The 11,894-nt window shown below is 56.5% G+C and carries 11 protein-coding genes; 4 read left to right on the forward strand and 7 right to left on the reverse strand.

The features are described from left to right. Positions 1–243: 243 nt before the first annotated feature. On the forward strand, positions 244–1,944 hold the full coding sequence (gene mobH, locus N436_RS13380; protein ID WP_110741250.1) for a MobH family relaxase: 1,701 nt from the start codon (positions 244–246) through the stop codon (positions 1,942–1,944). 174 nt (positions 1,945–2,118) lie between these two features. Here the strand turns inward: mobH and N436_RS13385 are convergent, their stop codons facing one another. After that, positions 2,119–2,574: an Lrp/AsnC family transcriptional regulator gene (locus N436_RS13385; protein ID WP_110741251.1), complete on the reverse strand. Its 456-nt coding sequence runs from the start codon at positions 2,572–2,574 to the stop codon at positions 2,119–2,121. Between the two features lie 135 nt (positions 2,575–2,709). Here N436_RS13385 and N436_RS13390 point away from each other — a divergent pair, with 135 nt between their 5' ends. After that, on the forward strand, positions 2,710–3,327 hold the full coding sequence (locus N436_RS13390) for a LysE family translocator (protein ID WP_110741252.1): 618 nt from the start codon (positions 2,710–2,712) through the stop codon (positions 3,325–3,327). 382 nt (positions 3,328–3,709) lie between these two features. On the opposite strand, the gene N436_RS13400 is transcribed toward N436_RS13390, so the two are convergent. The 4 genes from N436_RS13400 to ilvC form a co-directional block, all read right to left on the reverse strand. Continuing rightward, complete coding sequence (locus N436_RS13400; protein WP_110741254.1) at positions 3,710–3,970, reverse strand: LysR family transcriptional regulator; 261 nt, start codon at positions 3,968–3,970, stop codon at positions 3,710–3,712. 41 nt (positions 3,971–4,011) lie between these two features. Further along, a complete protein-coding gene (locus N436_RS13405) occupies positions 4,012–5,004 on the reverse strand; it encodes a PDR/VanB family oxidoreductase (protein WP_110741255.1) in 993 nt (330 codons plus the stop codon). A gap of 53 nt (positions 5,005–5,057) precedes the next feature. After that, entirely contained in the window at positions 5,058–6,602 is a 1,545-nt protein-coding gene (locus tag N436_RS13410) for a Rieske 2Fe-2S domain-containing protein (RefSeq protein ID WP_110741256.1), read from the reverse strand. A gap of 108 nt (positions 6,603–6,710) precedes the next feature. After that, complete coding sequence (gene ilvC, locus N436_RS13415) at positions 6,711–7,727, reverse strand: ketol-acid reductoisomerase (protein WP_110741257.1); 1,017 nt, start codon at positions 7,725–7,727, stop codon at positions 6,711–6,713. 128 nt (positions 7,728–7,855) lie between these two features. Here ilvC and N436_RS13420 point away from each other — a divergent pair, with 128 nt between their 5' ends. Next, positions 7,856–8,569 (forward strand): GntR family transcriptional regulator, encoded by a 714-nt coding sequence (locus N436_RS13420; protein WP_218277665.1) that lies wholly within the window; start codon positions 7,856–7,858, stop codon positions 8,567–8,569. A gap of 39 nt (positions 8,570–8,608) precedes the next feature. On the opposite strand, the gene N436_RS13425 is transcribed toward N436_RS13420, so the two are convergent. Further along, positions 8,609–9,916 carry an MFS transporter gene (locus tag N436_RS13425; RefSeq protein WP_110741258.1) on the reverse strand — a complete coding sequence of 436 codons (1,308 nt, stop codon included), beginning with the start codon at positions 9,914–9,916 and terminating at the stop codon, positions 8,609–8,611. Between the two features lie 87 nt (positions 9,917–10,003). Further along, positions 10,004–10,843, reverse strand: coding sequence for a class II aldolase/adducin family protein (locus N436_RS13430; RefSeq protein WP_110741259.1), 840 nt, complete (start codon positions 10,841–10,843; stop codon positions 10,004–10,006). A gap of 117 nt (positions 10,844–10,960) precedes the next feature. Between N436_RS13430 and N436_RS13435 the strand changes: the two genes are divergently transcribed. Next, a complete protein-coding gene (locus N436_RS13435; protein WP_110741260.1) occupies positions 10,961–11,854 on the forward strand; it encodes a LysR substrate-binding domain-containing protein in 894 nt (297 codons plus the stop codon). Positions 11,855–11,894 lie beyond the last annotated feature (40 nt).

The raw sequence follows: 11,894 nt of genomic DNA on the forward strand, positions 1-11,894 counted from the left end.
AGCATGATCGTCGCGCAGGCACTTTTCGTACAAAGCCTAGAAATCATGCCAGGCAGTCTACCCCCTGAACAAAGGGTCCGCTATTTCGATAGGCTGCCGATCCCGATGCGCCTTTCTTCGATTTATTACACACACAAAAGGCCAAGCCGGTAAAGGGTAACGGCAGCAATGGAAGGGGCCGCAAGGGTAAGAGGCTTATCCAAAAAGGCAAAAGGACCTCCCGAAGAAGCAGCAGGTCATGCGATGAAACGCTGGTGGTTAACACGTCAAAAAGGTGAGGCGGCAGAGCCCACCCTCACTCCCTTCGCCGAGGGCTTCATGCTCCCGCAGTCGGCCGAATCTCTACTCTCCGCCGATCACCGGAGAAAGCTGCTCGAACGTATCTGGCAGTATACGGCCCTTTCCGAAGCGCAGTTTGATCGACTCTACCTCGAGCCCATCCGCCGCTACGCTAGCTTCGTACAGCAAGTCCCGGCCAGCGAAAGCCATCATCACGCCTATCCCGGGGGCATGCTCGATCACGGGTTGGAGCTGGTGGCGTGCAGCCTGAAACTTCGCCAGTCCTACCTCCTCCCCAGTGGCGCAGCACCGGAAGACCAGGCCGCACAGGCCGACGCCTGGAGCGCCGCGATCGCGTATGGTGCCCTGCTCCATGACATCGGTAAAATCGCCGTCGACGTACAGGTGGAGTACCAGAACGGTGAGTGCTGGCATCCTTGGCATGGCCCGCTGAACCAGCCCTACCGTTTTCGTTACAAGCCAGGCCGCGATTACAAACTGCACGGCGCCGCGGCAGGGTTGCTCTATACCCAGATCCTATCGCACGCGCTGCTCGACTGGCTCAGCGGTTACCCCGAATTGTGGAGCCAATTGCTTTTCCTGCTAGCCGACCACTACGAGCACGCAGGGCCCCTCGGAGAACTGGTGCTGCAAGCTGACCGGGTATCCACCGCGCAGAACATCGGAGGCAATCCCGTCAAAGCATTGCAAGCACCCAAACACTCGCTCCAGCACCACCTGCTCATGGGCTTACGACATCTCGTTAAAAATGAGTTCAAGCTGAACCAGCCCGGCGCAGCTGGCTGGTTGACCGAGGAGCACCTGTGGTTAGTCAGTAAGACCGCGACTGACAAGCTGCGCGCTCATTTGCTGGCTCAATCAGTAGATGGCATCCCCACTAGCAACATCGCCCTGTTTGATGAGCTTCAATCGCATGGGCTCGTAGAGCCAACTCCCGACGGTAGGGCGGTTTGGAGCGCAACAGTCGTCAACGAAGGGTGGGAGCATCGCTTCACATTCTTGCGCCTGCAACCCAGCTTGATCTGGGCTGATGAAATACGTCCGCCGTGCTTTGCAGGATCGATAAAGTTCGAAGTTGGCCTTGATGCTTTAAACAGTGTCGCCGACCAGCCCCTAGCAGCGCCCTTGCAACGCCCTACCGAGGGCTTGGCCTCCATGTCATCAATTCAGGAGGTTGATTATCTGGATGATTTGATGGCTATGTTGCAAGCTACTAGCGAACCCGAAAATGAATCAGAACCTGCAGCGCCTGACGCTGCATTCACTCATTCAATCAGCCAGCCGTTCGTCAACTGGCTAAAGGATGGGCTCAGAAGCCATCGCTTACTCATCAACGACAGCAAGGCCAAGATTCATGTCGTAAATGGGACATACTTCCTAGTCACGCCAGGGCTCTTCCAGCTTTACGTTAGCGAGCAAAGGAATTTTTCCGGAGAAAATGGAATACCAGCCTGGCGCCATGTTCAACGTCAGTTTGAAAAGCTAAATCTTCACATGAAGCGACCCAATGGCCAAAACATATGGTCTTGCAGGGTACAAGGCCCCCGGAAGACCAGCTCTGTAAATGGTTACCTGATAAATGATAGTAAGGCTTTATCTGCTGAGCTCCCACTCGACAATACATACCTGACTCTAGTTTTGTAGTGAAAATCAAACCTCGTTACTTTTGGATTTCATATGATTGCCCATCAAGGATACAGCTCAGCCTCCTATAACCCAATAGATTCAGAACATACCCGCCAAGAGCTACTCACCTGAGAAACAGTCTCTGAGTTCTCCAAAGCATCTTCCTTAAGCCTGTGCACCTCTCTCTGCTGCTCACGAGAACGGAAGTGGGCGATCAGTTATCACGTTTTTCATAACGAGGGTGGAAATCAAACGTTGCACGTTAGGGAGCCTGGATAGCTCTTCATCATATAGTTTCTGAAACGCGGGAAGATCAGCGGTCACCACCATCAACATGTAGTCCGGATCGCCGAACAAGCGCTGCGCTTGGATGATGGCAGAAATATCCGGCAGCGCCGCTTCAAACTCAGCGACGGCTTGCTGATGCCCCTCTCGCAGCGTCACGAACACGATGGACGAGAAATTCAGGCCGAGCCCCGTTGCGGAAAGCTGCGCACGGTAGCCTTGGATGATGCCCGCCTCCTCCAGCGCGCGTACTCGACGGTGGCACGGAGAGAGGCTCAGGCCCACCCGTTCTGCCAGCTCCGTAAGTGATTGCCGACCATCCCTTTGGAGTTCAGCAAGAATCTCCCTGTCAATTCGATCCATCCAAAAAATCCTTCCAAGACTTAAAACCTATTGAGCCAACTTTAACAGATAATTCCTCTTAAATTTCCCTATCCTTCTAACTCTCCGAAACGAGGCAAAACATGCCTCAAAGGCCTGGCAAGAAGGTAGAGAAGCGTGACTTTATCCGTACTGGCGGCATTCTGGGTTGTGTCGTTCCTCCTCATCATCACCCCTGGCGTGGATTGGGCGTATGCCATCTCTGCCGGTTTGAAGGGGCGCGTCGTCGTGCCTGCGGTCGCAGGCATGCTTTCAGGTCATATGCTCCTGATCATCCTGGTCGCAGCAGGCGTGGGGGGGTTGCTGACGCAGGTGCCGTTTGCGCTCACCACGCTGACACTGCTGGGCGCTGTCTACCTGTTCTGGTTAGGCATCAACATGCTGTTCAAGCCGTCGGTGCCTGAGAAAGGCGACGGGGTTGATGACGGCAACTGGAAGGAATGGGCAGTCAAGGGACTGTGCATCAGCGGCCTGAATCCCAAGGTCGCACTTCTGTTTCTTGCGCTGCTGCCCCAGTTCACCAACCCGCTCGCTGGGTGGCCGGTGTTCATGCAAATTCTCGCGCTTGGCCTGCTGCACATTGTCAGCTGCTCGATCGTCTACTTTGCAGTGGGCTATGGCGCACGCAGGGTTCTGGGCACCCGACCAAAGGCCGCTGTCATGGTAAATCGTCTCTCAGGGGCGCTCATGATCGTCATCGCTGTGCTGCTCACGGCAGATCGCTTTCTCACTTAAGAGGAACGCCCAGTGCAGGGCGAGGTGCCAGATCGCTACGAAACTCAAGGCTGGCTCGACAGGAAGCGCCTGATAATCCACAAGGAATCGAAGTTACCATGAAGCAGATGCTCGACTTTCTAATCAGGCCCAGCCGACGGTTATCCGATGTTTGGTTCCTGTGCCTAGCATTCTTGGTTGGCGGAGGCGCCGGCTCGGTGCTTTGGATGAAAATCACCATGGCGGTTGGGCTACCTTTCATTTTCTTCGCCACCCTTGTCCTTCATCTCACATGGCGGGCCCCCATCTCCGACACCTGAACCGCCATTCTCTTTGCGAGCAAAAAAATGCCTCGGCAGAAACCACCTACCGAGGCCAAGTTCCATATGCAACCTTGAAACCGTTACTGATGCGCTGAGAGCTCCTCCCTAAGCAGCCTGATCGCACCCACCACCTGGCGAGCAACACACAGCACCTTTTCTCCTTCAGAGCTCAAGGTCGTTCTCCTCGATGACCTGTCGAAAAGAATTACCCCTAAATCTGCCTCAAGCGCGTTCAAATGCTTCGTCACAGCCGGCTGACCTATGTTGAGCTTCACGGCTGCGGCGCTGACGGTGCCGCAATCGACTGTAGCCACAAAGCTCTCCAGTTTAACCAGATCCATAGCTCCACCTAACCAGGGTTACCAGTAGCAGGGGCTACCGGTTACAAATCCAGAACAATGGATTTTGACTTCGCACGAGACACGCACGCGGTCAGGCAGGTGCTCTTTTCCGAGTCGTCGAGGATGTAGTCTTGATGGTCAACCTCCCCTTCCAGGTACCGTATCTTGCAGGTACCACACAACCCGGATTGACAGGACGTCTCAACTGGATAACCCGCATCCTGAAGCACCTGGGCAAGATTCTCGTGCGCTTGGACGACAACCTCTTCGCCGGTACTGGCAATGCGCGCTACAAACGACCCGTTGCTTTGTTCAGAGCTCGGTTGCTCCGGGGCCTTCACCGGCGCCTTGAAATGCTCGAAGTGGACTGTCCCGGCAGGCCAGTGCGCAGCAGCTTCCTTGCAGGCATTCATGAAGCCGCCAGGCCCGCAGTAGTAGACGTGACACCCGTCGGAGGCGTCCTTCAGGAACGTCTTCAGATCGAAACTCTTGGACGGATCACCACCATCGAAATGCAGGGTGACCTTCCCTTCGCCGATCAGGTCTTCCATCTCCTCCGAGAACGCTGCGAATTCGGGGCCCTTGCAGCAATAGTGAAGTTCATAGTCCTGCCTGGCTAACTCCAGGGCATGCATCATGGACTTCATGGGCGTCACGCCAATACCACCAGCAAGCAGGATCGTTCTACGCGCGTCTTTGCTGAGCATGAAGTTGTTGCGGGGCACACTGACCTTGACGGTCTGCCCTACCCGCAGTTCATGGACTGCGATCGAGCCACCGGTACCACGTTCGTCTCGCAGCACACCAATGACATAGCGATGCGGCTCGGCGGGCGAGTTACTCAAGGAGTACTGCCTGACCATTCCATTCGGCAGATGGATGTCGATGTGCGATCCAGCGGTGAATGGTGGAAGCGCACCACCTTTTGGATCGACGAGTTCGTAGGAGTTGATCCCTTGGGCTTCGCGGGTAACACGTCGGATCAACAGCTCCAGCAATGCGGGGTTGGGATTTGCTAAGGATGTCATCGTCATTCACCTCTCACCTAGGCACGGGACCCTGGGCATGCCAGGGCCCTCGCTTTTTCTTATTGTTCTCTGAAGCTCTGTTCCAGTTGCTCGAACCGCGCAGTGACGAACTCGGCGCGCTCCTTGCCTTTGAGCTTGTCCGCCTCGGTGAGGATCGCTACGGCTTCGCGGGCCAGTTTGCGACGGTTGATGACCTCCTGCTCGGGGGTTGCAGCCCTCGGCATATTGAACACGTTGCCGGTGCAGTAGCTGTTCGGCTCGCCCCCCATGTCGCGTAACCATTGTGCAAAGCCAGCTGCCGCCGCTTGAGGGTTGCTGCCACGAATACCGTCACGCAGCATCTTGCGGAAGGCATAGAGGCCGGCGTCGAACTTGGTTGGGTTCTCCAAGGCGTGCACCGCGATCGGGCGCTGGCTGATGATCGCCTCGTAGTCGCCGGGTGCGTACTGGGCTTCCTTGTAGTTGTGGCGCTCGCGGTGGTTGGACGGGATCGGTGGGATATCGTCGATCTTGTATTTGCCGAAGCGCTCTGGACGGCGCATGGCGACCTGGCCTTCCAGGAAGTCGATTGTCTCGTAGCCGACCATGCTCTTATCACCCACGCCGCGGGTGTCGATGCCAGGGCCCATGACACGCCAGCCAATCATCTTGGCGTTCTCGTCATCCACCGGCACTGTCCAGCGCACGATGTGGAAGCGGCTGAACAGTTTCTTCGCCGAGCCGTCTTCCGAGGTGTAGGCATGCAGGCTGAGGTTTGGCAGCACCTGGTGCTGGATGCGCAGGAACATACGGTCATCGTTCACGCGACGAGCGCCGGCACAGGCCAGGCTGCGGCCTTGGTGAACGGGGATGAACTGCATGTCTGGAGCAACTTCCATGGAAGCTGCGCCGACTTCGTCGAAGGTGGTGCCTTGGAAGTTTTCACCCACCACGTTCTTCGCAGAGTGCAAGGCCGTCGGGTGGAAATTGTCCGCCGCGTTGTCCTGAACCTGCAGCCAGTTGCAGTGCTGGAAGTTGCTGTAAGGCACCAGCTCGTCGCCTTCCATCACGGTGAAGTTCTGCTCCCACTCCGGGAACGGTGGTTCTTCATCCGGTGGGCCCATGTAGGCGAACACCAGACCGTGACGCTCGAACGCCTTGTAGGCGCCCTGGCGGATCGAACAGGCGTACTTCTCACCTTCCTTCTCCTCGCCGGCAGGGAATGGCACATGCAGGCACGCCCCATCCACGTCGAAGACCATGCCGTGGTAGCAGCACTTGATGCCTTTCTCCTGGATCGCACCGTATTCCAGCGAAGCACCACGGTGGCAGCAGTGGGCATGGAGCACACCGACCTGGCCGCTGCCATCGCGGAACGCCACGAGCTCCTCACCCATGATTTTGAGGAAGCGAGGGGTATCGGTGAGTTCCAGCGACATGCAGACCGGGTGCCAGAAGCGACGGAGGTATTCACCAGCTGGGGTACCTGGGCCGGTTTCAGTCAGTTCTGGATCATGGTCAGGGGTTTTGTTGGTGTAGTAGCCACCGTAGGCGATCAGCTTCTTCGGAACGGCAGTGCCGCCGGCGCCACGTTGATCATCATGCTTATCGAATTTCTCAGTCATTTTCATTGCCTCAGGCTTTTTGTTAGATACTGGATACGGTATTCGTACTCTGTATACATATTGTTCGAACGCAATGGTGCTGCGGGTACTGCTTCAAACGCTAAGGGGTCAGTTGATGGATTTGTCGACGAGGGCGCCCGCCTTGATCCAGGGCATCATGTCGCGCAAGCGCTCACCTACCACTTCGATCTGGTGACGCTGCAGCAGGCTGCGCCGGGCAGTGAGCGTAGGATTGCCTGCCTTGTTTTCCAGAATGAAATCTTTGGCGTATTCGCCGTTCTGGATGCTGGTCAACAGCTCGCGCATCCTGTCCTTGGTTTCAGCAGGCACGATCCTCGGCCCGCTGACGTACTCGCCGAATTCGGCGTTGTTGGAAATGCTGTAGTTCATGTTGCCGATACCGCCTTCGTAGATCAGGTCGACGATCAGCTTGAGCTCGTGCAGGCACTCGAAGTAGGCCAGTTCAGGCGAGTAGCCACCTTCTACCAGCGTCTCGAAACCCAGCTTGATGAGCTCGACAGTGCCGCCGCAGAGCACCGCTTGCTCACCAAACAGGTCGGTCTCGGTTTCTTCGCGGAAGTTGGTTTCGATGATGCCGGCCTTACCGCAGCCGATGGCTGACGCATAGGCCAGGGCCAGCTCAACGGCATGCCCAGATGTGTTCTGCTCGACGGCAATGAGAGCGGGTACGCCATGCCCAGCTTGGAATGTCGAGCGGACGGTATGCCCCGGCGCCTTCGGCGCGATCATGATGACGTCCAGATCAGCGCGCGATTTGACCTGCCCATAGTGGATGTTGAAGCCGTGGGCGAAGGCCAGGGTCGCGTTGCGACGCAGATGCGGCTCGACCTGGGCTTGGTAGACCTCGGCGATCAGTTCATCAGGGATCAGCATCATCACCAAGTCAGCTTGGGCAACAGCCTCGGAAACAGTGCTCACGGCCAGGCCTGCAGCCAGTGCCTTTTTGGACGATGCCGAGCCCTGACGCAACCCAACGATGACATCGACTCCACTGTCACGCAGGTTTTGAGCGTGCGCATGCCCTTGCGCACCGTAGCCAATGATCGCCACGCAGAGTCCCTGGAGCAGGCTTAGGTCGGCATCTTTGTCGTAGAACAGCTTCATATCGGTGAGACCCTTTTGTTTTTGTGTTCAGGATTTCGCACTCTGTACTCTGTATACAGAGTTCACAGTCTTGACCTACACTCAGAGCTAGTCAAGGAAAATTTGAATGTCTGAGGAGAACGTGGACAATGCAGCTCTCACTGAAGGAAGCCGAGACTCGGCAGGGTCAAGCAATGACAAGCACACTCAAGCGAATCCAATCACGCACTGACTACGTTGATGAGGTCTACAAAGCCCTGCTCGACGCAATCAGCGATGGCTCGCTTGCACCAGGAGCAAGGCTGACGCAGGAAGAGATCGCCGAGCAGATGAACATCTCCCGCTCGCCCGTTCTTCAAGCCTTGAGGTTGCTCAAGAAAGATGGCCTGGTTCAGGACGCTCCAGGTCGTGGTCTGCTGGTGACACCGTTGACCACAGACTCCATCCGCAACCTTTACCTGATCCGGGGAGCCTTGGATAACCTGGCAGCCAAGATGGCGGCGGCCCGTAAAGTCCCGCTCGATCCTGCGCTGATCAAGCGTGGTCGCAAGGCGTCCCAGGGCAAGAACATCAAGGAAATGATCGATGCCGACGTGGCCTTCCACAACGCGATCTACGAAGCCTCGGGGAACCCACTGATCGCGCAAAGTGCGCAGGTCTACTGGGTGCATTTGCGTCGAGCCATGGGTGCAGTGCTGCAGTCGTCTGGCCAACGCGATGCCATCTGGGATCAGCATGAAGCAATCGCCAAAGCAATTGCGGCGGGTGACGTGGAAGCAGCGGGTTCGCTGACTGATGTCCATACAACACAGGCGAGAGAAAACTTGATCGACCGACTCGGCCATCTGCTTTCGCAAGCGTGAAACAGGCGCCCGGGAAACCGGGCACCCGCTCCGAGTGGCCTAACGGTTGACTACAGATTTAGGCATCGCAAGGCATATACACGCGGCAAAGGTCAGAGACCCAGCGATGCAGTACAGAGCCAGGTCGGTGGATGAAGTCGCATCCTTCACCCAACCGATCATGTACGGGCTGACAAATCCGGCCAGACTGCCGATAGAGTTCACCATCGCAATGCCGGCAGCTGCTGCCGCTCCTCCCAGGAATGCAGGCGGCAGGCACCAGAATTGGCATAACCCGGTCATGATTCCCATCGTCGCTAATGATAAGAAGACAAGAGAAACGGTTGGGTTGCCGGCTGTGAGCGTGCTCATCACCAAGCCGAATGCTCCCAGCATTGCAGGCAAGGCGGCATGCCACCGGCGCTCCTTGTGGCGGTCGGCACTACGACCGGTGTAGATCATTGCAGCCGTGGCGAATGCGTACGGGATGGTGGTCAGCAGAGAGACCGTGGATGCCTCCTGGATACCTGAGCTTTTGATCAGAGAGGGCAACCAGAAGCTGACGCCATATAGCCCCATCATGAAGCCGAAATAACCCGAGCTGAGCACCCATACCCGCTTGTTCCTGAATGCGCCGAATACCGAGTGGACTTCCTTGGTTCCACCCTCTTTTTCCAGGTTGCGCTTCAAAGTTTCCTTGTCGATCGGCGACAACCACTTGGCATCATCGATCTTGTCTTGAAGGTAGAACAGCACGATTACACCCGCGATGATAGATGGCAACGCCTCCAGGAAGAACAGCCATTGCCAGGCAGAGTGCCCCATCCAACCGTGCGTGGAGGCCATGATCCAACCCGACAGAGGGCCACCGACCACCCCCGCCATAGGGATCCCGGTCATGAACATCGCTGTGATCTTGCCTCGGCGAGACGGTGGGAACCAGTAGGTGAGGTACAGAATGATGCCGGGGAAGAAACCTGCCTCGGCGAGACCCAACAGAAAGCGCAGAACGTAGAACTGCATCGGCGTCTGAACGAAGATCATGCTGGCCGACAGGATGCCCCAACTGATCATGATCCGGGCAATCCAGCGCCTTGCGCCTACCCGGTGCAGAATGATGTTGCTGGGCACTTCAAAGATGAAGTATCCGAGAAAGAATATGCCAGCACCAAGACCATAGATGGTTTCACTGAACTTCAACTCATCGAGCATCTGAAGTTTGGCGAACCCGATATTCACGCGATCTAGATACGCGAACACATAGCAAACAAATAAAAAGGGAATAAGTCGCAAGGCTACACGGGTATACAACTGGGACTCAGCGGCTGAATCCTGGACGGCATAAGGTGCCTCTAGAGCATTAGACATGATGCCAATCTCCGAATGATTTTGTATTTGTTGTAGGCGGGTCGTGCAGCAGCGCCGTTCCAGGTTCGGCGCTGCTGCAGAGGTGGGTCAGGAGAACATGTCCGGCTGTTCTGCCGCGAGTTGGTCGTAGAGGGGTTGGAAGTGAAGCCAGCCGATGAAGGGGCTACCCACATTCTCACGGCTGTAACGGCAGCGCTCCGGCGTCACCAACTTGGGCGTGATCCCACTGGCCTCGATCAGCAGTTGCTGCTGGCAGCACCGCTCCAAGGCGATGAACCAGAATGCCGCCTCATCGATACTGTGCCGGCTGGCCGTGAGCAGGCCGTGATTTTGGTGAATTACGGCACGCACATCCTTGAAGTATTCGCTGACCGACTTGCCCGCCTTCGCCTCAACTGCAACGGCGCCGGCTTCAGCGGTGATCACCACGTGGTCTTCGAAGAACACCGCTGCGTCCTGGGTGATGGGCGGCAATGGGCGCCCGGTGGCAGACCAGGCTCCGCCGTAGATGGTATGCGCATGGCACATGGCGACGATATCGGGGTGCGCTTCATGGACAGCAGCGTGCAGCACGAAGCCAGCCCGGTTGATTGCGTAGTCACCTTGGACGACCTTCCCTTCGTGATCCGCGAGGATCAGATTGGATAGCTTTACCTGGGAGAAATGGACGGCCATCGGGTTGGTCCAATACAACTCCGGAAACTCTGGATCGCGAACGGTCAGATGACCGGCGAAACCGTAATCGAGGCTGTGCTTTGCAAATGCCCGGCAGGCTGCAACAAGATGTTTCTTGCGATACTGCCGCTCTTCTTCAAAACTCTTGAATTCTGGCACTTCTGGAAAAATCAGTCCCTGCTGTTCAGGTTGATATACAGAAATGCGGCGTTTCTCATTATATGCGGGCTCAATTCGCAGCAAGGGATCCATGACGCCAACCTCATCTTTTATTGTTGTTGGAGACCCATAGTTGACTTTAGGCGTATGGATTGACAAACGAAGGCTTTTCACCCAAGGTTGAATTAAATTTAGCCTAATCAAATAATAATGAGAAAGATTCCTAACTTCGCCGCTATCAAGGCTTTTGAGGCCGCTGCTCGCCTGGAAAGCTTCGTCGCTGCTGCTGACGAATTGCACTTGTCTCCCTCCGCAGTCAGTCACCAGGTGAGAAAACTTGAGGCTACGCTGGGCATGGAGCTGTTCAAAAGACAGCCGCGCTCGGTCGAGTTAACGATCCAAGGTCGTGCCCTCGCTCAGCGTCTCACCACAGCCCTCGACGGCTTGGAGTCGGCGCTGTCGATGTGGATGCCCAGTGCGGAGCAGCTGCAGCTCGCCGTCCATTGCTCACCTAGCTTTGCTTCCAAATGGCTCTCGCCTCGATTGGCACGCCTGGTGAGTGAGCCGAACCCTCTTCATATCCGTTTGACCTCCAGTGCTACTGCACCCGAGCTCACCCGGCACGAGGAGATCGACATCGCGATCACCTACGGTGCGCCGATTCAGCGCGTCGGCGTAATTTCCGAGCCCTTGGGCTTGGAAACTATCGCCCCTATGAGCTCACCGCGTTTTTTCGACGCATCTGAAACGCTTGAACCTCGGTCGCTCAAGCCTGGATCGCTGATCGACTCCCAGCTCAGTCCTGTGCGGTGGAGCGACTGGTTCCTACACGAGGGTGTGGCTGAACGATCGGACTTGGGAGGGCTCTCCTTCGACCGCGCGGCTCTCGTTCTCTCAGCCGCAGCAGATGGGCTTGGTATTGCTTTGGAATCTACCCGCTTGGCTGAGAATGAGCTGCGCCAAGGCTCGCTGGTGGTATTGAACGGGCATTTACCTCCGCTGCAGCGCGAGATGCATTTCCTCTGCTATCGAGGATCGATGAAAGGCAGCCGGAAGATTGAGCGATTCAAGGAATGGATCATGAGCCAGATCAACGAGGCGTGAAGCCTCCGACCTTCCCCGCTCAAAATTGATTCACGGCCAG

The organism is Pseudomonas sp. RV120224-01b (assembly GCF_003208145.1).
In the GTDB taxonomy this organism is placed as follows: domain Bacteria; phylum Pseudomonadota; class Gammaproteobacteria; order Pseudomonadales; family Pseudomonadaceae; genus Aquipseudomonas; species Aquipseudomonas monteilii.

Coding starts and splice junctions, on each gene's coding strand:
- mobH (WP_110741250.1), top strand. CDS start 244: ATGAAACGCTGGTGGTTAACACGTCAAAAAGGTGAGGCGGCAGAGCCC.
- N436_RS13385 (WP_110741251.1), bottom strand. CDS start 2,574: ATGGATCGAATTGACAGGGAGATTCTTGCTGAACTCCAAAGGGATGGT.
- N436_RS13400 (WP_110741254.1), bottom strand. CDS start 3,970: ATGGATCTGGTTAAACTGGAGAGCTTTGTGGCTACAGTCGATTGCGGC.
- N436_RS13405 (WP_110741255.1), bottom strand. CDS start 5,004: ATGACGATGACATCCTTAGCAAATCCCAACCCCGCATTGCTGGAGCTG.
- N436_RS13410 (WP_110741256.1), bottom strand. CDS start 6,602: ATGACTGAGAAATTCGATAAGCATGATGATCAACGTGGCGCCGGCGGC.
- ilvC (WP_110741257.1), bottom strand. CDS start 7,727: ATGAAGCTGTTCTACGACAAAGATGCCGACCTAAGCCTGCTCCAGGGA.
- N436_RS13420 (WP_218277665.1), top strand. CDS start 7,856: ATGCAGCTCTCACTGAAGGAAGCCGAGACTCGGCAGGGTCAAGCAATG.
- N436_RS13425 (WP_110741258.1), bottom strand. CDS start 9,916: ATGTCTAATGCTCTAGAGGCACCTTATGCCGTCCAGGATTCAGCCGCT.
- N436_RS13430 (WP_110741259.1), bottom strand. CDS start 10,843: ATGGATCCCTTGCTGCGAATTGAGCCCGCATATAATGAGAAACGCCGC.
- N436_RS13435 (WP_110741260.1), top strand. CDS start 10,961: ATGAGAAAGATTCCTAACTTCGCCGCTATCAAGGCTTTTGAGGCCGCT.